A 21,261-nucleotide genomic window follows, 5' to 3' on the forward strand; every position below is an offset into this window, starting at 1 on the left:
TGTTTAACAGTCAAAAATAGAGTCGGTGGTGGATTCGTCAGCAGCAACCAGCTGGCCGCTACGGCAAAGATACAGATCGTTCTGGTGGGTATATCGCCAGAGAATATCGTTCATATTTTCAATGCGGTGAGGGCTGCGCCATTCACCCAGACTGTAAGTACTTTCTACAAACCGAAATGGTGTGGTGTTATCACGGCTGCGTTTAACCTGACCCGGTTCGTAAAGTTCAGAAATTCCCTGATACCCTATCGCCAGCGGCACCAGCCAGCCGTTAGCAGGTTTTTTAAGCCGTTTCCATTGTGTTTTGCTTTCTCCCGGTATCGGTTCGATAGCAGTTTCTTCGGGTTCAGCCTGATGTTTGATCACCACAAAATCAAACAGGCTGTCGAGTAACTGAGCTTCCGGGTTTTGCTCAAGACGGCTCTGATGGTGGCCGACAAGCACGTCATGCCGATCCATCAATACATAACCTGGCAACAGGCGTAACATCAATCGCCGCATAGCCTTGTCCCCCTCTGCGCTATTGTCTGTTTCTTGCCATAACACCCGTTCGATATGCGTAATGGTGCCACCAGCCAGCCGTTGCCCGGCGGCCAGCTCCATCACCAGATTTTGCAGGTGCCGGATATTGTCATCCTGATTACTGGCCTGTTCTTCTGAGTCAAAGGCCTCCAGCTGATCTGCATAAAACCGGCATTCCAGCAGTAAACTCACCCGCATGTGCAAACGGCCTTCCTCGTTAAAGGGAGCCGTATTGCCTTCTTTGGTCAAGGGATTACGGGTCAGAGCAAAGGTGGATTCATATCCTCCAGGCCGGTACGCCTGTACCTGATGCCAGTGGCAAATAATCGCCACACCACCCAATTGGATATGCTCTCCCAACCGACACTGTAACTTGCGTGACAATGCGTGGGTAAACCCCAAAAAATGCGCCGGGCCGGGAAATCCCCAGGTGATACCAGTGATGGCATTGGCACTTTCGACCGTTATATTTTTCAGCAACAGGTAAGCCGTCATATCAGTGCCTCCAGATCCCTCACCAGTCGCTTGTGCTCGGTCTGTATCTGGTCATTAAAATGACTGTGTTCAACGTCAGACATTGGCAATTTGTCACTATTCAGAGAGCCGCTGATCAAGGTTGCAAAACGATCTCCGATGCTCTTTGGCCAGTCACCGGCTTCACGTCGTACCGTAAACTGGGAATCCGTACGAGCCGGGTCAAGCCAACAGGCTTCATCCATTGACAGATCAGAGTCGCAACTCCAGCCCGGTGGCAATTGCCAGAATCGAGCGGCGTACTGATGCAGTTCATCCACCAGCTGCTGCACCAGTCCGGCTCGATGATGCCGAATACGAATAGTGGAATCCTGCTCAGCAACCAGTTCCAGAAAGCTTTTCAGCTCACGAATGTTGGCGCGTACCTGATAGCGATACCTAGCCCAAAAAGAGGCACTGGTTTTGGGGGGCGTCAGCCGGTTGGCCCAAACGGGAGGTTGGCAACTCAGCAGAAATGCCCGGCCTCGGCGCTGACTGTTCAGCAAGGAGATATTCTGCGGTTTGGTGCCACCAAAACTTTGAGTTGCCAGGTTCGGAAAGTCCATTACGATGCCGCTGTGGTACAGGGATTTGCGCTTGGCCTCCCGTACCATTTTGGCTTCCTCACCAAAACGGCTGTTGGTAATGCGGGCATAAAGCGCCTGGGTTAACGCAGAAGATGCCAGCGGCGCTAACAGATGATAACGGCCCTCACCCACCGGAAAATACACTTGTTTGGCCAAGGTGTGACTGGCGGGTTCAGATATTTTCAAAGCCTCGGCAAAGCCTGCCATCCATTGCGCCAGCTGGCCTTCGTCCGTAGCCAAAACAGCCAGAGGTTCTGGGTTGTTTATCGCAATACAGTCCAACAGCCGCATCTCACCCACTTGCAGTAACAGCAGGTTGGCCACATCCAGGGCAGCAGCATTGCCCACCACGTCGGTATAAATATCCTGGAGCCGGGCAGTACACAAATACTCGCCACGGCCACCGGCACCGACCAGCAAGCTGCTGCCTTTGGCATCACTGTGGGTGAATTTCAGCGCATGAGAAACCAGGCTGATTTGTTTCGCCCTGCTGGCAGCATCACTTAACCAGTTAGCAGGCTGGTACTTTTCTACTTCAGCCTGACGTTTGGCCGCATAGTCCAGATTAAAGACCGCAACAGCCTCTTCTGACGTCAGCGTGCCACGAGCTTTTTCTGCTTCTTTATCAAGTTTTTCCAGGCGGTCTCTACATCGCCTGGCAATGTACTCCCGAATTTTTTCTGTCAGTTCATTACTCATGATTCCTCCATTCCTGATAACTCCTGTTCATATTTCGAGCGCCAAAACGCTTGTATCTGGCGACAATCAACCAAGCTTGCCCAACGCTAGTGTCAGTGCTAATTTGTACAAAATTCAGTACAAGGTTGCTAATCATGAATCGTATAAATCCTACTGAAGACATCCAGTCATTGTCTGATTTTCGCGCCGGTGTCAGCACGTTTATCCAACAGGTGAATGACACCAAACGTCCTCTGGTAATTACCCAGCATGGCAAGGGTGTCGCTATTCTGGCCGATGTAAATGAGTTTGAGGCTATGCAATTGCGGTTGGAATTACTGGAAGATTTGTACCGTGCTGATGCCCAGATTGATGAAGGTCTGGGGTTGTCCCATGACGATGCCAAAGTTTTTGTACTGAAAGGGCTCAGTCTTTGAAGATTGTTTGGTCTCCACAAGCAGCAGAACAAGTTCGTGATATCGCCTCTTATATTGCCTTCGACAAACCGGCCGCCGCCGTGGAGTGGGTAGAAAGTGTCTTTAACGCCGTTAAACCACTGGAGAACTTTCCGGAATCCGGTCGTATGGTTCCGGAAATAAGGCAGCGTAATATTCGGGAGCTGATTCTGGGGAATTTCCGGATTATCTACCATTTGCATCGGCAGAAAATTCGCATCATTTCGGTCAAACGCTTCCGTCAGCGACTGAGCGCTACTGATATTCTCTCCGATGAGTAATGTAATAAAGCGGTTCATTCTGCAAACACTCCCAGCCATGGATGGTAGTTCCAGCGTTCCACATTATTGTCTGCTGGTTGGCGCAAATGTATCTCACAAAACCGGCGACTGACGTCTGCCACCTCTAGCGATAAAGCCTGTGCTGTTTGCGCAATCAGGGTTTCGAGATCGGCTTCAATCCAGGGGCTGATACTGCGGGTTGTTGATACCGCAATACGCGCAAAACGTTTTTCTGCCGAACTCAGCTCTCCATTGTCGAGAACCTTGCGAAACAGGGGTTTTTCGGTCTCATCTTCCTGATACAGCACAAAACATTCCTCAGGAGAGGATTGCCGGAACGGCGTACGGCGTTGCATTTCGCCATGCCAGGTCAGAGGGCTTTCAGACGACCACCAGCGATCTGCGGGTTCCCCTCTGGCAAGTTTCAGATTTGGCGTAAGGTTTAATGCCAGTTTCAGATGAATATGTTCCAGATCGACCAGACTGGTTTGGGGGGTTCTGCCTTTGCGGAATTCAATACGGGGAATGGCGCTGATACAGCGATAGTCGTCCGGCTTGAGAATATCGTTCAGGTGTTTACTGGTGAGTATCAGATGCTGTTTGTCAGCCCTGCTGTCAATCACTCGGGCTTCAAAACCGGGACGGCAATAGGCCAGCGTTTTGCTAACGCTTTCTTTGCTGGTCAATGACCGAATATTGCTATTCAGAATCAGTAAATTGGGCTGTTGCGGGACTTGTTTTCGATGTCTCTGAATGCGTCCTGCCAGCTGGATTAATGAGCGCATGGAGCTGGGTTCGGCAATAGCCCAGTCATAATCATGGTCGCGCCCAACCTCCGTCACCGGAGAACCCAGCACCACAAACAGGTGATGCTGTTCGGGGTATTGCTCCAGCGCCTGACGAATTTCCGGCTGACTCCAGAGTGCATCCGGTTGCTGACGGCTCAAAGTGGCATCCAGTCTGGCTTCAATACGGGAACGTATCAGCAAGGGATGCTGACTATGATAAACACACAAATGAACATGGTAGTCAGCCGGAAAATCATGCCGAATCAATTGCTGTGCGATGGCAACCAACGGGCTGATATTGGCTATACGCAGTAACCCCAAAGATACCTGCTTGCCACTTAGCGGATCCGTTTGATGGTGCTGTTGGTGCAAACGCATCATGCCCTCAACCAGAGTTTGGCTGACAGCCTGAATCACGGAGTCCCTGTCTCGGCCGGTGCTGCCAATACTCAGCAACTCCCCCTTGCGCAGGGCTGTGGTCGCGGTATTTTGCTCGCGCAAACGGGAGATACGTTTTTCAACAAAACGATTGCTGGCCTCGGCGTAACTGCCTGTCTCTGCATGATCGGATGACTGGCTATCGTATTCATCAAACCAGGCACAACAGATATTGGTCATCTTGCCAGCTTGCCCACAAGCATGGTCATATTGCTGGCGGCCACTCTGGTAGGCATCAAACAGGCTGCTGATCAGTACCGGTGGCAAGGTCGCGGATGACAACAAGACCCGACTGCCCAGCAGACCGGCCCAGTTCACCAGACGACAAAGTGCAGGTAAATCGGCCGCATCAAAATCGTCAGGTTCATCCAGCACCAAATCCGAAGTTAACAGCCGCAACATGGGGGTAATCTGTTTGCCACCGCGTACACCTTCAGTGGCTGGTATCAAATGATCAATGGTACAGACCAGTACGGGGGCACTGAGCAATTGCAGGGATTTATTCAGACGTTGCGGATTGCGGGCCGCCAACCAGCGTCGCAAGGGGCCGTCGCTGAGTGTCCCTTCATAGCTGACATGCTGGTGCTCTTCGAGCAGATCACTTGCCGACTCACTGCCCTGCTGCTCGGCACGATTAGCAAGTTCACCCGACTGATCCTTGCGCATACCGTGCAGCACCTGCACAGCCTGAGAGCCAACCAGCACCGCCAGTTCATCATCATCCAGATGCAAGCGTTCTCGCAGCGCATCTCCGGTTTGCAGGGTCAGGGTTCGCAAGCCCAGCGCCACACTGAAGCGGCAGCCGCTCCGCTCATCACTCAGCCCGTACATAATACGAGCGTTGGCAAAAGTTTTGCCTTTGCCGGTAGAAGCCATATTGATTCCAAAGAAACCTTGTTCCCGGGAACGTTCTGCGATGGATTGAGACAGCTCAAAGGCCTTGTTTTGCCAGTTGTAATCTTTGTGGCTGGTGCGTTGACGCAGAGTTTTATGGCGACCAATTGAGGGTAGCTGCTGGCGCAACCGGGGTAATTGCCGCGCCAGTAACAAGGCATTCTGACCAACACCGATATTATGTTCATCCAGACGTTGTTTCAGCACGCGTTTGCCATTGTGATCCCGGTCGGTATTGGCGTGTACCGGATAGTCTTTACTCTGCCATTTGATTGAGGCAGGCCCGGCAGAATAGCTGTGGTCAGCCAACATCAGAGACAGACGTGCAAGATGAGTGCTGAAGAGATCGTCTTGCAACCAGTCGTGTTGATGTAATCCTGGATTACGTAAGGCGCGCTTGGCAATGTCACGAGCCTTGCTGCACCAGATCTGGCTGCAAACCGGAGTGCCGTAAGAAAACGTAAACAGATCAGACCAGTCGTCTGCGTCCCAGGCATAGTCAACTTGCGGCGAATTCCAGAAGGATTCCCAGTTGTTGCCGGTTAATGTCAGACGCTCCAGTTCCGGTGCTGTGCGTGCTCTTCCTTCAAATGCCCTGAATTGAGGCAATTTATGATGGCTGACAATTAACCAGCCAATACTTTGCGCCAGCATTGGCAGACTGACAAAAGGATGTTGCCGCGCTTTGGCCGGATTAATGGCCCACTCGGCAAGAGCCTTGGCCAACCTCTGGTCGTCTTCTGGTGTGACTTGCGCCAGCGCCTGCAACCATTCGGAATCACTGCGATGTCCAACAAAAGAGGCAAACAGTAACAGTGATAACCATTCATGCCGAAGGGGCTCGGAACCCGGCCCCTGACCGTTCAGCTTTCTCTGAAACAGCGCATTGGCTTTGCCGAAGTCGTGAAACAGCCCGGCAATGCCTGCCATCAGCGCAATGGCTTCGGCAGTGTGCCACTGATTCTCGGAGGCCGACCTCAGCACATCCCGCCCGGTCGCATTAGTCGGCACTCGCCCTTCTGCGTTGAATTTACGGGCGTTACCGACAATCCATTCCATCTCAACCTGATGCCTGCCCCGTACTCGATGACACACGACAGCGGTATTTCTGCGAGCAGTTTTGCGCAGCAGCATACGTACGGTTTTCAGACCTTCCTGCGTGACCGGCCCTTCCCATGTACGATCGCCTGCCCGTTCAAAAAACTGATCCAATACTCGACGGGTTTCGATCAGGGCTTTTTTGCCGCATTGGGATTTGATAATAACAATCACAGCGGCTCCTTCTTGCCTGCCTGCTCGGCAACAGCCTTGATGGCGTCGATCATGCGGTCGAGTACGTCGTATTGCTGAAACAGGGTGATCAGCCGTTGGCGAAACTCTTGTTCGGAGTCCCCTTTCATGGCAGAGATAAAGGCGCAAGGCAGCACCACGGCGTCTTTGATCACATCGGCTACGTCAAACACCAGCCCTCCGCGTCGGGTTTTGCCGTGTAACACCGCCAGTCCGTGGGGCAAGCCCAACACCCAGCAAGCGGTTGCCGCCAGGCCGTAAGCCAGATAGTTGCCGTGATCAAGAAAACGGTTGGCCATGTCGGTGCCGCCTCCCTGTTTGGCTCGTACGAAGTCGCCATAGCCAGTATTCAGGCATACCTGTTTGTACAGCGCCTTGGTCATGGTGGCTTCGGTTGTCAGTACGTCGGTACTGTTACTGGCGTGCTCCAGCCGCTGTTCAAAGGATTGGATGATGGCGTTTAATCGGTCGTTAGATACCGGGAAGTCCAGTTCTCGTTGGCGCGCCAGTTTGCCCCAGATTTCGCGCAGGTTGTCGAGTCGGTAGCGTTGAAAATGGATTGCCGCATCCAGTCGTTTCTGCTCATCGAACCAGAAAGAGCACCACTGTTGCAGGTATTCGGTGGGTCGGTATTCGCTTTGTGAGGTCAGCCATTCGACATCGGTTTGTATTTCATTGGCGGCAAACAGGGGTGTTCCGCCGCCGCCACAAAACCCCAGAAGTACGCCTGCTTTGGCAAATTCACGTACGGCGGCCTGGGTAATGGAGGTGCCAGTACCGAGCAAGATGACAGTGGTGTTGGCAATGGGAATGTTCCAGTAAAGCGATTCTTTTCCGGCTTCGGTGACGTATTCAACCCGACCGCCGTTGACCAGTACCCGGCAATATTGCAGGTAGTAGAGGTTGGCGCGTTTTGAATGCAAGATGGTTTTGAGCTCTGACGGGGAGAAATCGTCCATTGGGCATACCATTCCGTGGTTATATGTTGATTTGAGCATAGCGACAGCGGCTGACGTTGTCATCGGCTAGAATCCATGCCTTTTGGTTTTCCGGTGCTTAGCCGTCGCGTGACCTTGTGGCGACCGTTGGGCGACCCACGCACAGGAGCGCAGGAGCCAGAGGGAGCCAGAGAAAGCCAGAGGAAGCCAGAGGAAGCCAGAGGGAGATAGCAGGAAGATAGAGTTGTGAATGACCAGGAGCTGGGCTACCCACGCAGGAGCGTGGGAGCCAGGTGTAGCGCTTTAAGCAGGAGTTATTGCAGGGTCTCGAACGTGCCGTCGATATAACGAACCACCCAGGTGCCGTTTTCCTTGGTGATACGGCCGTAAACCACGTCGCGGTAGTTCAGGTAGAAGGTGGCGGTATCGAGGCTGTAGCTTTCATCCCATTCTGCCTGATTGGATGTCACGCAGCGTTCGTAGTCTCCTTCGTCGTTCACCAGGTAGGTGTACGGCAGTGGATCAGCACCATTGGATTCATTCAGGTAGAGCGTCAGGGTGCTGTCTACTTTATCGGTGCTGCCATCATCCAGCGACAGCGAGACGCCATCTTTGTAGATCGCCAGGCTGCCGGTGGTTTCGAAGGTGTAGTCGGTGCGGTAATTCAGGATAATTCGATCCAGAGACGAGCCGCTACCTATCGTCACATAGCCACTGGTAGAGGTGCTAGAGTAGTCGTGGGACAAGGCTGCTGTTATGCGGTAGTCATCCACTGTCGGGGCATTGATGTACACATCCAGCAGGGTATCCGGCTGATTATCAAGGATCACTTCGGTCTGGAATCTGAGTGTGTTAAGGCCCAGTACCATAGGATCATAGAGGGTGCCATCCAGGTCGGCACTGCTGCTCTCCAGGTCGTCCAGTACCATGCAGCCATTGCTGTCGGTACTGTTGGCTGCCCATTCAACAAAATAGGTGCCTCGCCCGTCAATGGAGATACGCGACAATACGCCACTGGCCCACAGGGTGTTCACGTAGTCGGTAAAATCCGCTTCGCCGTAGTAACGGTTCTTTGGCTCGCAAGTATCCACGGCCCAGGTGCTGCCGTTTTGCACCAGATAGCATTCTTCGGTGTCGTAGGTGTTCACCAGTTCATCAAGATCATCATCGCCATCAACGTCGCTTTCATCCTCACGTTCAATGGTGGGATACAGTCGATAGCGTAATGATTCACCCAGCGGCACATGAATATCCAGGTACTCGACAGCCTGGTTCTTGACGGTTTCCGAGCCGGTGGCATAGCTCAACAAACCGCTGGCGACAGTGCCTTTGGCAAAATCTGCGCTGCTGTTTGGTGTAAAGAAGCCGGTGAAGGGAGCAAATTCCTGATCCGGGTAAAACTCGGCAGCGTTGGATGCTGCAGCACCAACGTACAGGTCGGCGTATTCATCGTCGTCGCCATTGTCACCCTTGACGTTGTCCGATACCCGGCTATCCAGTACGACGGTATCGATATTGAATCGCAGTGCTGAGGTTGCATCCAGCGGGTCTCGTACGCCCCGGTAGAACAGGCGGAAGTAACCATCAAATTCCAGCTCGTCTGCGGTGTTCAGGGTTGTCTGGTCGTAAAATTCAAAATCTCCCCAACGCAGTTCATAGCCGATAATTTCGTTGCTGCTGCTGTCTGCCAGCTGGGAAACTTCGTCGGTGTAATACACCCGCACAGCGGACGGCCGCTCAATGTCGTTATCGTCGTCATCGTTTTCGTAGTAGTGGTCAATATTAAAAACCAGATCGCCTTGCTGATAGGTGCCGACAATCAATACATCGATGGCATGGGAGGCATCTGGCTCGTCATCGTCATCGGTGGTGTTAACATCCGCGACCCGCTGACTGACGGTAATGGCACCATCGTTAAGTTTGAGTATGCCAGTTGCGCTATTGTAGCTGTCGATGCTGGTCAGCCAGGCCATGCTGCTGTCTTGGGTCGGGCAGCCAGCATTCAGATAACAGCTGGTATAAAGTTCATAGGTTTGCAGGTAAGCGTCGATCAGAGCCTGGAATTCATCGGCATTGTCGTCGCCCACGGCTTTGACCATATCCAGATAGGCGTCTACCTCTTCGCGGTAGCCTTCTTCAAAGAAGCTGTCCTGATAAGTACGCAAGGTATCGACAAACGCCTTGGTGCGCTGCAAACCGAGGATAAAGTCATCGTAGTCACCGGAACCTACCAGGTTTTCGATGGTTTCCGGGACAACAGCGGTCAGTTCGCCGTCTTGCAGCGCGGCAATATCGGTATCAAAAGTTCCGATCACTGTAGCAACATAGGTGGCTGCGGTGGTGTTGGTCACTTCCAGTGCGGCCAGGTTGTCCCGCGCCAGCTGGAACAACTGCGCCAGACTCACGGTTTGGCTGTCACCGCTCTGCAACCACTGGCCGTCATTGGTAACGATATCGGCACCGACCTCGGCAACGAGTGTGGTATCACCAGCGTAGCTTTCTTCGAGGTGGCTCCAGGCCGAGACCAGTGCGCCATAACGAATCTGATCCAGCGTGCTGGCCTGGCTGCCGTTCCAGTTATCAATATGGGTCAGGTCAGCCGGACGGGTTGTCTGGATGTCTTCAACGCCGAGAAGGCGTGATAACTGGGAAACAGACTGCACTACTGACCAGGCCGAGTAATAGCCGGTTGTGTCCCACTCTGCCGTGGATTCCAGATACAAGCGCTCGTACGCCAATGTGGCTGCCAGATCGGTAAAGGGTGTCAGGCGAACCCGTTCATCGCTTTGCAAGTCGTAGGCTACCGTGCGCCACAGGCTACCGATAGCGCTATAGCGTTCACCAAAGGCCACCGTCGCAGCTGCCGTAATACAGCCATCCATCCACTGACACAAACGCGTTGTGCCTGGGACATCCAGATCGGTATCTTCAACCTTGCCAACCAGGGTGAACTGCTGGACTTCTTCGGATGCAATGGTCGCTTTTATCTCGCTGTCTTCATCGGTGTCGTATTCTGAGTGGCTCAAGCGCCCTTCACTGTCAACAGACAGCTGCCCACCCTCAGTCACTGCCGTGGACCAAACGTAAGCGTCATCAAAATCACCCTGGCTTACCCAGACTTTGACTGACACCGTTGAACTTGAGCTACTGCCATTGGAGCAGCCCGTCAGCCCAACCACTGCCAACCCAACCACAGTCAACAGAGTTCCTGCCAACATCCCGCTATAACGCTTGTACATACGTAAACTGATCCTAACTTGCCTGGTCAAGCCCGGCGATTGCGACAGCCATCTCTGCCGATCCCAACGACCGAACCGAAAAATGGCGCTTATCATAACAGGCTTTGATCGACCCACCAGACCCGCCTGAGTTCAGAATCGTCAGTATTTGCCGGTAACTGCTGAGCAATTGACGGACAATAGCGACCGCTAGGGGGGTCTCAATGATTAAACCGAGCCTGCTGAGCGCCTGTGGGTTTCAGAACAAGGCATGAGGAGCCTGGTTTGGCGAGCTAAACAAGTAACGAATAACGCCGTGCTGGAAGCTACTGGCCTCAGCCCCAAGGGATCAGGGTCAATATCCCACCTGCGGTGTTGTTGAACTTGAAAAGGACGCGCCATTCTCGGCGTCCAACGCCTTGCCTGACGGGATTTATCCTCCCGACAGACCGTGGCAAATAATTGAGAATGCCCCTGGCAACCAATGCCGCAACTACGAAGGATGCAGAGCGCCCTCTACTCGGCTAAAATGCCCGCCCAATTCGAGGTGACCCCATCTATGCAACTGTTCGTCAACCAGCTAACCAATGTCGATTTCAGCTATCTGGACGCCCAGCGCGGGCTGGTTGGAGAAACCTGGCTTGCCTCAGTGATACTGGATGGTGTGCTGGATGAGCAGGGTATGGTCTGCGACTTTGGTGTGGTCAAAAAAACCCTGCGTTACTGGCTCGATGATCAGCTCGATCACCGTCTGCTGGTGCCTACGGAATCCGAGCGCCTCACGCATCAGTGTATTGATGGCCGTATTATTCTGACCTGGCAGTCCGACAAGGGTGATATCGAGCTGAATTGCCCACAAGAGGCGGTTACCCTGATCGCAACCGACAGCATTACTGCCGTCAGTACTTCGGTCTGGTGTCGCGAACAATTAAAGGCCAGCTTTCCGGTCAACGTCGATCAGCTAACCCTGACGTTTGCACCCGAGCACATCGACTCGGCGTTTTACCATTACAGCCACGGCCTCAAAAAACACAACGGCAATTGCCAGCGGATTGCCCATGGACACCGCTCGCGCATCGAGATTTTCCGTAACGGCGAGCGTTCAGACGAATTGGAACAGCACTGGGCGCAGCGGTGGCAGGATATTTATATCGGCACCGCAGCCGACCTGTGTTCTACCGACGACAGTAGCGAAGGCAGTAGCGACGAGCGCTACCATTTTGCCTACGATGCGCCTCAAGGACATTTTGAACTGACCCTGCCGCGGTCGCAGTGTTATCTGATCGATACCGACACGACCGTCGAGCTGATTGCCGAACACCTCGCCAGCACCGTAGCTGCCAGCCTGCCCGGCCAGAGTATTCTGGTACGCGCCTACGAAGGCATCAACAAAGGGGCGCTGGCTCAACAGCTGGCCTGAAATCAGCCTCGTTGCAGCGGCTGAGGCCGCTTAACATACGGCATTCAGCTGCCATTATTGCCATCACCGGAGCCATATATGTCCGAGATACAACGGATTCAAAGCACAGAACGAATGAGCCGGATCGTCAAGCACAACGGTACGATTTACCTTTGTGGCCAAACCGCAGGAGAAATCGACTGGGATATTCAGGAGCAGACTCGTCGCTGTCTGACCAAAGTGGATAACCTGCTGAAAGAAGCAGACAGCGGCCGTGACAGGCTGTTATCGGTCACTATTTATGTACGCGATATGAAAGACTTCGCTGCCATGAACGAAGTGTACGATGGCTGGATCGCCACCGTCGAAAAGCCCGCGCGCGCCTGTGTTGAAGCCCGTATGGCGCGGCCGGAAATTTTGGTGGAATTCAGTGTGATCGCCGCACAGTAGCGGCTTTTGATAACAGTACTCAGTCACAGTGCGGCGAGCGCTCAGGCCGTACTGGCGATATTTTGCCGCAGTTTGCGCTGGCCGACAATAAAGATGACCAGTGCTATCGGCAGCAGCCACCAGAGCCATTCGTGCATTTGCTCTGCGTACTGACTGCCAAGCCAATACGCCACACCAAACAGCCCCGCCGCCCAGGCTATGATGGAACTGACATTGGCCACCGTAAAGGTCAACCCGGGCACTCTTGCCAGGCCGCAGGCAATATAACCGAAGGTTCGCAAGCCCGGCATACAACGAATCAGCGCCAACTGGTGCCAGGGGGCTTGTTGTAACGGCGCTACCTGTCGCTGAATCATATCGTGCTGGAACTTGCGCGTCAGCCACGGCCAGATCAGAGCGCCGCGTCCCATCAAATACAAGGCCGAATCACCAATAAACATACCGCAACAGGTCGCCACAAAGGCAAGCTCCGGCTGCATCCGGCCGCTGGCTGCCAGCATAGCCGCGCCGATAATGGCCAGATCTTCCAGCATAAAGGTGGAGACAATCACCACCAGCACCAGCCAGGCGGGGTTGTGCGATATAGCAAGCATGGAATCGAGCATAGGGGAAAATACCTTGGGAATCATCTATTCGCCGGAAAACAGAACGACCCACCATCCGACAGCCGTTGGCGGCGGCATTCTAACACCATGAACAACGACATTTGGGGGGCGTGCGTAAAAACTTCCGTCAACAGCTGAGAAAAAACGGTTTTTCCGGTAGACTTTCGCGCCTTTTTTAACAACAAGGTAACGATCGGCCATGGCCAGCCAATGCCCTGTCGTTCGCCTTACCTTCAGCAATCTGAACTCCAGCGGGAAATGTCTATGGAACTGTCTGCACTTACAGCAATTTCACCAATCGATGGCCGATACGGCAGCAAGACATCGGCACTGCGGCCGATATTCTCTGAATTTGGTCTGATCCGCGCACGGGTCGAGGTAGAAATTCGCTGGTTGCAGCGCCTGGCAGCTCACCCAGCTATCACTGAAGTACCCGCTTTCAGCGCCACCGCCAACGCCCTGCTCGACCACATTGTTGCTGACTTCAGCGAAGAGCACGCCCTGCGTATCAAAAAGATCGAAGCAACAACCAATCATGACGTCAAGGCAGTTGAGTACTTCCTCAAGGAACAGATTGCCGATAACGCCGAGCTGAATGCTGTCACCGAATTTGTGCACTTCGCCTGTACCTCCGAAGACATCAACAACCTGTCGCATGCGCTGATGCTGAAAGCGGGTCGTGAACTGATCAGTACCGATATGCAAGCCATTGCCAACGCCATCCGCGCCCTGGCCCATGAACATGCCGCTCTGCCGATGCTGTCCCGCACCCACGGTCAAACCGCCTCCCCAACCACCCTGGGCAAGGAAATGGCCAACGTGGTCGCTCGTCTGGAGCGCCAGATCGCCCAATTGGGCCAGATCCCGCTGCTGGGTAAAATCAACGGTGCCGTTGGTAACTACAACGCCCACATCAGTGCCTATCCGGATGTAGACTGGCAAGCCAACGCTGACACCTTCGTCACCTCTCTGGGGCTGGCCTTCAACCCCTACACCACCCAGATCGAGCCACACGATTACATCGCCGAACTGTTCGACACCATCGCCCGCTTCAATACCATCCTGATCGACTTCGATCGCGATATCTGGAGTTATATTTCATTGGGCTACTTCAAGCAGCGCACGATTGAAGGCGAAGTCGGCTCTTCGACCATGCCACACAAGGTTAACCCGATCGACTTCGAAAACTCCGAAGGCAACCTGGGCATCGCCAACGCCATCTTCGGCCATCTGGCTGCCAAACTGCCGATTTCCCGCTGGCAGCGCGATCTGACCGATTCCACCGTATTGCGCAATATGGGTGTTGGCATGGGCTACAGCCTGATTGCCTACGCCGCCAGTATGAAAGGCATCAGCAAACTGGAAGTCAACGCAACTCGTATCGCTGCCGACCTGGACAACGCCTGGGAAGTTCTGGCAGAACCGATCCAGACCGTGATGCGTCGTTACGGTATCGAACAGCCGTACGAAAAACTGAAAGCGTTTACCCGTGGCAAGGCGATTACCCAGGATGCCATGGGTGACTTTATCGCCAGCCTGGAGCTGCCAGACAGCGTCAAGGCCGAACTTAATGCCATGACCCCGGCCAGCTATATTGGCAATGCCGAGGCGCAAGCCAGAGCCGTTTGATCCCTGGCTCATAAAACCATTACTGTTGAGTTTTGGTGACCAGTTCCTGACACATTAAGTAACCGTCAGGAACTGGCAAACACGGCAACAACCAGCCCTTATTCTTTACTATTAGTTAGTCAAATGGCTTGGGCTGTGGCGTCCTCTCCGTTGACGGCGGCAATATTGGCAGCATAAAAGACGGCTGCTCACCGGTCAGCGTTTTCAGGAATGCAACCACACTGGCATTTTCTTCCGCACTGAATTTACGTCCCAATTGCAGACGCCCCATCAGATCCACGGCTTCGGTCAGCGTTTCTGCTTCGCCATCATGAAAGTACGGGTACGTCAGCTCGACATTACGCAAGGTCGGGACTTTAAACTTGAAGCGATCGGCGTCTTTGCCTGTCACCCCTGCCAATCCCTTGGCTGGATTTTTGGTGTCGTACGCAGCAACCAGCCCCATTTTCTGGAAAGAATTCCCCCCCACCGCCGGGCCATTATGGCAGGCAACACAACCGGAATTTTTAAACAGCGCATAGCCGGCCTCTTCATCAGCGCTGATCGCACCGGTATCGCCCAACAGCCATTGGTCAAAACGGGAATTGGGCGTCACCAGTGTTTTTTCAAACGCCGCAATGGCATCGGTTACCTGATCAATGGTGAGTGTATCGGTACCAAAAACCCGTTTGAATTCGGCCACGTACGGCGGAATCGACTTCAGTACATCCACGGCCAGCGTGTGGGTAAACGCCATTTCTCCCGGATTGGCGATTGGCCCTCCGGCTTGGGCTTTCAGGTCAGCGGCACGGCCATCCCAGAATTGCGCAATATTCATACTGGAGTTCAGCACCGTGGGGGAATTAATCGGCCCCTGTTGCCAGTTGTGTCCGATGGATGTTTTCAGGTTATCGGTGCCGCCCATGCTCAGGTTGTGGCAGGAGTTGCAGGAAATAAATCCAGACTTGGACAACCGAGGATCAAAGTACAGCTTTTTACCCAATTCCACTTCCGCCAGGTTAACGTCTGCTACTGGCTCAATGGGTTGAATCGGCTCCGCCGCCACCACACTCTGAACAGCTCCGATACAACCTAACAGCACCAACGATGTCAGCCATATTTGTCGTTTCATACCTTTCCCTCTCTGATCGTATTGCATCAAATATTCTCCATGCCCGCATAGTTATGGATGGCTGATTTATTAGCAACATCCTTATCAATAGAAACTTGAGCCGGATCAAAGTGGTGCGGCAGTATCCTCTGCCCCCTTGCATCTGCCCGACAAAGCCCAAACAATACGCGCCTTTCAAATCAGCCATTTTGCATCAACGAGGCTTCTCGAGGCCTTTGCGTTGCGCACCCGTCAGGAACCCTCCGTATGCCTATCCTTGGTGATCTCTCTGTTGAAGCATTCCTGCGCGATTACTGGCAAAAAAAGCCGCTGGTGATTCGCCAAGCCTGGCCGAATTTTCAACCCTTGCTGGCGGCCGATGAACTGGCCGGCCTGTCGCTGGAAAGCGAAATTGAGTCACGCCTGGTGATGGAGCACGGCACCGCGGGCCCATGGGAAATTCGCAAAGGGCCTTTTGATGAGTCCGCGTTTGCCGACCTGCCTGAAAGCCACTGGACACTGCTGGTACAAGCAGTTGATCACTGGATTCCGGAAGCTGCCGACCTGTTGGAACACTTCCGTTTTTTGCCCGGCTGGCGCGTCGATGACCTGATGATCAGTTACGCCGTCGATGGCGGTAGCGTTGGCCCGCATTACGATCAGTACGATGTCTTTTTATTGCAGGCTGAAGGTCAGCGGGAATGGCGCATCGGCCAGATGTGTCATGAAGACTCCGCTATTCTCAAAGGGCCGATGATCCGGGTATTGGCGGCTTTTGAAGAAACCGAACGTTGGGTACTGAACCCAGGCGATATGCTGTACCTGCCGCCACAACTGGCCCATTACGGCATCGCCCTGGGCGAATGCCAGACCTATTCGATCGGTTTTCGTGCCCCCAGTGTTGCCGAACTGGCGCAATCCGCACTGGATCAGGTTTTAAGCACCAGCAGCGAAGATCAACGTTATACCGATGCCGACTACAGCGCTCATGAAGGCAGCAGCGGCGAAATATCTTCCGCCGCCAAAGCCCGACTGGCCAAACTGTTACAAGCGGTCTTGATGCAACCCGACAACCTCGGCGATATGCTCGGCAAATTAATGACCGAAGCCAAGTACCCGGAGCACCAGTCCGAACGGTTGGATGACGACGATTGGGAACTCTGGCGCAGCCAGCACCAGCAACTGCCGGATTTACGCAAGAGTGAACATGGTCGTTTCGCTTTCCAGCAAACGGCAGCGGGGCTGGTTTTTTATGCCCAGGGGCAAGCGTCCACTCTCGATATTGAGGATCTGGAACTGGCACAATTACTCAGTAGTCGTCATCAGTACCCACGCGACATGCTGGCCAACGTGCCTTGCTCGCAACAGGGTTACGAGCTGCTGCGCCGCCTTTGGTTACAGCAACTGATTTATGAAGTTGAATAATCGCCTCATACGAGAACACACAAAACACCCCTGGAGGCACAGATGACTATTCGTATCGTTCGCACTCGCTGGACGGATCACCAGCACGGAATTCGGAGTGTCCGCGACCGCGTCTATATTCAGGAACAACAAATCCCCGCCAGCGAAGAATGGGATGACGCAGCGGATCATGCCGCCCACTACGTCATCGCCTTGGAAGGAGACACCGTGATTGGCTGCATCCGGCTGTTCAATGACGGTCACTTCGGGCGCTTGGCAGTGTTGCCAGAATATCGGGCCAGCGGAATTGGTAGCCAGCTGGTCGGAGCCATCAAGACGTTGGCGGAAGAGCTGGGCATGCCCGCCCTGCTCGCCAGCGCCCAGTGCTCGGCGATGAATTTTTACTGGCAGCTCGGCTTTTATAATGACAGCAACTTTTATCTTGATGCCGGTATTCCACACCTGGATATTGCCTTGCCACTCAGTGCTGCCGATTTGCCTGCGCGCTACGGCAATGCCTACCGTGCCGGTCAGGACAGCCAACTGCATACACTCACCAAGCCTTGTGAGCGGCTGGGATTTTTGCTGACCCAGTTGTGTCAGCAGCCTGCCGTCGTGGAGCTGGCTCTGTATGATCCGGAAAACCCGGACTGGCACCACCATTTGTTGATTTCGGCGCTGGTGAAATATCTGCGCCAGGGGCGACAGCGTTTTGTGCGCCTGATCATCCGTCACGACAATCATATTGCCGACTTGCCGCTGTTCACCATGGCCCGGCGCCTGGACAGCCGGGTGGCCGTAATGGTCAACAGCGAGGTCGCTATGACGCAGGGAGTATTGGGGAGGAATTGTTGGTTGGCGGAAGGAAAATCACGACCCGGTCTGGATAACGGTCACTTTATCGCCAATGCCGCCGATGCCCGCAGTACCAGAACGGTGCAGCAGGCCCTGACGGAGCGTTTTAACAGTGGCGCTCCCAGTGAGGAATTACGTCTCCGGTATTTGTAAGAAGCAAAGGGTACGACGACCTTACTGACTGATTTCTGCCACCCCAATCAACAGCAGGTGCACAACCACAACCACCAGTGTCAGATGACGCCGCAAACGGCGATAGACAGGCGAATACACCTCACGAAACAGCGGTTGCAGCTCCATCAGGTAAAGCACCAGATAACCGGCAACCAGTGCGATCAGGGTAAACTCTGATCCGATGATCGCAACCAGAACCCAGGCCGCCAGCCCCCATAAAAACACCGCGATCGACACGCCCGGCAGCCAATAGCCCAGCCGCTGGTGATAACCCTGCCCCACACCCCAACAAGCACCGGCCATAAAAGCCAGAATCATTGCTGAATACGCCAGAAAAAATTCCAACGCTCTGGCAATACCAAACAACGACAACACCGCAGCAATAATAAAAGGCAGCAGGCCGGAATAACCCAGCCACCTGACCAACCCAGGTTTGTTCTCTTCTGCCTGGCCTGCCTGATCCGGTTCTGTCATGTTCCAACCCTCGTTATGCGCCGTGCACCTGACCGCAATCACAGACTGTACCCAGGAGCCTGTTGGACTTGGCGCTGATGACTACTGGCTCACCGACATCGCCGCTAATAGCTTTTCTACCCGCATCACATCGTCCGGCGTGTCGATACCATGCCCTGGTGGCTGATCAATCACGGACAGATGAATACGTACGCCGTACCAAAGTGCCCTGAGCTGCTCCAGTGATTCGGCACCTTCCAAGGCACAAGGTTCCATTGAGGTGTACTGCTTCAGGAATGACACCCGGTAACCGTACATCCCCAAATGACGATAGAGCGGCAGCTTGGTTGTCATCACACCGGGATTGGTCTTATAGCCGTCACGATCCCAGGGAATGCTGGCGCGACTGAAATACATGGCAAACCCGGCGCGATCCAACACCACCTTGACGACATTGGTATCGAAAGCATCGTGGTCGTCGTGAATCGGCGTACACAGCGAGCTCATCCCGGCTTCCGGCCGATCCAGCAAACTGGCAGCGGTTTTCTCGATCAGTTCCCGTGGAATCAGTGGCTCATCACCTTGCAGGTTTACAATCACGTCGTGGTCTTCCCAGCCACGCAGGCGGGCCACTTCGGCGATGCGCTCAGTCCCGTTTTCATGATCGACCGAAGTCATCACGACATCAGCACCAAAACTGCAGGCAACATCGGCAATACGCTGGTCATCCGTAGCCACCACGACCTCATCAACACCCGCTTCCAGCGCTCGTTCGTACACGTGCTGAATCATCGGCTTGCCTGCCAACTCGATCAGCGGCTTGCCAGGCAGACGACTGGAAGCGTAGCGTGCCGGAATAACAATTTTGTAGTTTTTCATAACCTTAATCCGCAATATCTGTATCCAATACGTTCATGCGCTTCCGCCCATCACGACTATGACCAAGAGCGGCAGCCTTGAACAATGTCACAAACCGTGGTACTGACGATACCAGCTGACAAACCGCTCCAGCCCATCGACCAGACGCGTATTCGGTGCAAAATCAACATCGTCGATCAGGTCATCCACATTGGCATGCGTCGCGACGACATCACCCGGCTGCATATCCATGTAATTGATATTGGCTTTGGTAGCAAGGGCGCTTTCCAGCGTGGTGATAAACTCCCCCAGCTCGACACTGTTGTGGTTACCGATATTGTAAATCTTGTACGGTGCCGTACTGCGGCTTTTATCGCCCGATTCAACCGTCCAGCCTTCAACACCACCCGGTATACGCTCCATAACCCGCACCACACCTTCAACAATATCATCGATATAGGTGAAATCCCGACGCATCTTGCCGTGGTTATAGACGTTGATGGTTTTGCCAGCAAGAATATTTTTGGTAAAGCCCCAGGCCGCCATATCCGGACGTCCCCACGGACCATACACGGTAAAAAAGCGCAAACCGGTTACCGGCAAGCCGTACAGATGGGCATAGGTATGAGCCATCAGTTCGTTGGATTTTTTCGTCGCGGCGTACAGGGAAACAGGATGATCGACACTGTCCGAGGTCGCAAACGGCAATTTGCTGTTCAGCCCATAGACTGAACTGGAAGACGCAAACACCAGATGCGGCGTTTGTTGATGCCGACAGGCTTCAAGAATATTGACGAATCCCACCAGATTACTGGCAACATACACATCCGGGTGCTCAATCGAATAACGCACTCCAGCCTGCGCCGCCAGATGCACCACCCGATCAAACGGATGCTGATCAAACAGCGTCGTCATCGCTGCCTTGTCGGCCAGATCCATTGCAACGAAGGTAAAATTGCCTTGCTCGCGCACCCAATCCAGACGGGCGCGCTTTAGCGATACATCATAGTAGTCGTTCAGATTATCAATACCGACCACTTCATAACCTTTGGCAATCAGTCGCTTGGCGACGTAAGAGCCAATAAAACCGGCAACGCCGGTAACCAAAGCCTTCATTACTTCTGAACCTCAAATTCGGGCAACATTGCCTTGATATAGGCGTCTTCCAGGAACATTCGACTGCCTAACACCAAGTCTGCCACTTCCCGCGCCACCCCACAGCCACCAGCAGCCTGGGTAACGTACTCAGCGCGTTCCTGCACCATCCAGAACGCATCAGCCGGTGCTACCGCAAAGCCGACTCGGGTCATCACTTTCAGATCGATGACATCATCACCAACGTAACAAACCTCGTCCGGGGTAATGCCAAGCGGCTGCATCATGGCTTCCAGGCAGGGCCATTTATCTTTGCTACCGGGGTAAAAATGCCGAATGCCAAGATCACGGGCACGCCTTGCCAGCGCATCGGAGCTTTTGGCAGAAATAATCGCGGTGGCGATACCAAAACTGTCGAGCAACTTGATGCCCACACCATCTTTCACATTAAAGTGTTTGACCAGCTCACCATCGGCGCTGTAGGTCAGCGTACCATTGGTTAACACGCCATCCACATCAAACACCACCAGCTTGACCCTGGCGGCGCGTTGTTGAAGGGCTTCCGGTAACGGATTGATCCAGGACATCAATACTCCTCTGTGTAAGTGCCTTCCGCTCACTAGCGACAACACCCGACCAAGCGATCA

Annotated in this window: 18 protein-coding genes; 7 read left to right on the top strand and 11 right to left on the bottom strand. The window is 53.7% G+C overall.

The features are described 5' to 3' along the window. Positions 1 to 3 precede the first annotated feature (3 nt). Entirely contained in the window at positions 4 to 1,017 is a 1,014-nt protein-coding gene (csy2, locus tag WG929_RS05420) for a type I-F CRISPR-associated protein Csy2 (RefSeq protein WP_416205205.1), read from the bottom strand. Then, positions 1,014 to 2,321 carry a type I-F CRISPR-associated protein Csy1 gene (gene csy1 / locus WG929_RS05425; protein WP_416205206.1) on the bottom strand — a complete coding sequence of 436 codons (1,308 nt, stop codon included), beginning with the start codon at positions 2,319 to 2,321 and terminating at the stop codon, positions 1,014 to 1,016. The genes csy2 and csy1 overlap by 4 nt, the downstream gene beginning before the upstream one ends. 134 nt (positions 2,322 to 2,455) lie before the next feature. Here csy1 and WG929_RS05430 point away from each other — a divergent pair, with 134 nt between their 5' ends. Together WG929_RS05430 and WG929_RS05435 are read left to right on the top strand one after the other, a co-directional pair. Further along, positions 2,456 to 2,737, top strand: a complete 282-nt coding sequence (locus WG929_RS05430; protein ID WP_416205207.1) for a type II toxin-antitoxin system Phd/YefM family antitoxin — start codon at positions 2,456 to 2,458, stop codon at positions 2,735 to 2,737. After that, entirely contained in the window at positions 2,734 to 3,036 is a 303-nt protein-coding gene (locus WG929_RS05435; RefSeq protein ID WP_416205208.1) for a type II toxin-antitoxin system RelE/ParE family toxin, read from the top strand. Before WG929_RS05430 ends, WG929_RS05435 begins: the two co-directional genes overlap by 4 nt. Positions 3,037 to 3,050: 14 nt before the next feature. Here WG929_RS05435 and cas3f read toward each other — a convergent pair whose 3' ends face one another. From cas3f to WG929_RS05450, 3 genes are all read right to left on the bottom strand, one after another. Then, positions 3,051 to 6,428 carry a type I-F CRISPR-associated helicase Cas3f gene (gene cas3f, locus WG929_RS05440; RefSeq protein WP_416205209.1) on the bottom strand — a complete coding sequence of 1,126 codons (3,378 nt, stop codon included), beginning with the start codon at positions 6,426 to 6,428 and terminating at the stop codon, positions 3,051 to 3,053. After that, positions 6,425 to 7,405, bottom strand: coding sequence for a type I-F CRISPR-associated endonuclease Cas1f (gene cas1f / locus WG929_RS05445; RefSeq protein WP_416205210.1), 981 nt, complete (start codon positions 7,403 to 7,405; stop codon positions 6,425 to 6,427). The genes cas3f and cas1f overlap by 4 nt, the downstream gene beginning before the upstream one ends. Before the next feature lie 293 nt (positions 7,406 to 7,698). Then, positions 7,699 to 10,623, bottom strand: a complete 2,925-nt coding sequence (locus WG929_RS05450) for a hypothetical protein (RefSeq protein ID WP_416205211.1) — start codon at positions 10,621 to 10,623, stop codon at positions 7,699 to 7,701. Positions 10,624 to 11,161: 538 nt separating this feature from the next. Between WG929_RS05450 and WG929_RS05455 the strand changes: the two genes are divergently transcribed. After that, positions 11,162 to 12,022 (top strand): 6-pyruvoyl trahydropterin synthase family protein, encoded by an 861-nt coding sequence (locus WG929_RS05455; RefSeq protein ID WP_416205212.1) that lies wholly within the window; start codon positions 11,162 to 11,164, stop codon positions 12,020 to 12,022. A 78-nt stretch (positions 12,023 to 12,100) separates the two neighbouring features. Next, complete coding sequence (locus tag WG929_RS05460) at positions 12,101 to 12,451, top strand: RidA family protein (RefSeq protein ID WP_369857832.1); 351 nt, start codon at positions 12,101 to 12,103, stop codon at positions 12,449 to 12,451. A gap of 41 nt (positions 12,452 to 12,492) precedes the next feature. Here the strand turns inward: WG929_RS05460 and WG929_RS05465 are convergent, their stop codons facing one another. Further along, the gene (locus WG929_RS05465) at positions 12,493 to 13,080 is read right to left on the bottom strand and encodes a DedA family protein (protein WP_416205213.1); all 588 of its coding nucleotides are present in this window, start codon (positions 13,078 to 13,080) and stop codon (positions 12,493 to 12,495) included. Between the two features lie 240 nt (positions 13,081 to 13,320). On the opposite strand from WG929_RS05465, the gene purB reads away from it, so the two are divergent. Further along, positions 13,321 to 14,685, top strand: a complete 1,365-nt coding sequence (gene purB, locus WG929_RS05470; RefSeq protein ID WP_416205214.1) for an adenylosuccinate lyase — start codon at positions 13,321 to 13,323, stop codon at positions 14,683 to 14,685. 115 nt (positions 14,686 to 14,800) lie between these two features. Here purB and WG929_RS05475 read toward each other — a convergent pair whose 3' ends face one another. Next, a complete protein-coding gene (locus tag WG929_RS05475) occupies positions 14,801 to 15,796 on the bottom strand; it encodes a cytochrome-c peroxidase (protein WP_416205215.1) in 996 nt (331 codons plus the stop codon). 246 nt (positions 15,797 to 16,042) lie between these two features. Between WG929_RS05475 and WG929_RS05480 the strand changes: the two genes are divergently transcribed. Together WG929_RS05480 and WG929_RS05485 are read left to right on the top strand one after the other, a co-directional pair. Next, the gene (locus tag WG929_RS05480) at positions 16,043 to 17,200 is read left to right on the top strand and encodes a cupin domain-containing protein (RefSeq protein WP_416205216.1); all 1,158 of its coding nucleotides are present in this window, start codon (positions 16,043 to 16,045) and stop codon (positions 17,198 to 17,200) included. 42 nt (positions 17,201 to 17,242) lie between these two features. Further along, entirely contained in the window at positions 17,243 to 18,187 is a 945-nt protein-coding gene (locus WG929_RS05485) for a GNAT family N-acetyltransferase (protein ID WP_416205217.1), read from the top strand. A 21-nt stretch (positions 18,188 to 18,208) separates the two neighbouring features. Here WG929_RS05485 and WG929_RS05490 read toward each other — a convergent pair whose 3' ends face one another. The 4 genes from WG929_RS05490 to WG929_RS05505 all read right to left on the bottom strand — a co-directional run bounded on the left by WG929_RS05490 (position 18,209) and on the right by WG929_RS05505 (position 21,201). Then, positions 18,209 to 18,682 carry a DUF3429 domain-containing protein gene (locus WG929_RS05490; RefSeq protein ID WP_416205218.1) on the bottom strand — a complete coding sequence of 158 codons (474 nt, stop codon included), beginning with the start codon at positions 18,680 to 18,682 and terminating at the stop codon, positions 18,209 to 18,211. Positions 18,683 to 18,763: 81 nt separating this feature from the next. Then, a complete protein-coding gene (gene kdsB / locus WG929_RS05495; RefSeq protein ID WP_416205219.1) occupies positions 18,764 to 19,540 on the bottom strand; it encodes a 3-deoxy-manno-octulosonate cytidylyltransferase in 777 nt (258 codons plus the stop codon). An 87-nt stretch (positions 19,541 to 19,627) separates the two neighbouring features. Then, positions 19,628 to 20,635 (bottom strand): NAD-dependent epimerase, encoded by a 1,008-nt coding sequence (locus WG929_RS05500; protein WP_416205220.1) that lies wholly within the window; start codon positions 20,633 to 20,635, stop codon positions 19,628 to 19,630. Further along, the gene (locus tag WG929_RS05505) at positions 20,635 to 21,201 is read right to left on the bottom strand and encodes a KdsC family phosphatase (protein ID WP_416205221.1); all 567 of its coding nucleotides are present in this window, start codon (positions 21,199 to 21,201) and stop codon (positions 20,635 to 20,637) included. Before WG929_RS05505 ends, WG929_RS05500 begins: the two co-directional genes overlap by 1 nt. Positions 21,202 to 21,261 lie beyond the last annotated feature (60 nt).

Origin of the sequence: Oceanobacter antarcticus (genome assembly GCF_044962685.1) — a bacterium.
GTDB classification, from domain to species: domain Bacteria; phylum Pseudomonadota; class Gammaproteobacteria; order Pseudomonadales; family Oceanobacteraceae; genus Oceanobacter; species Oceanobacter antarcticus.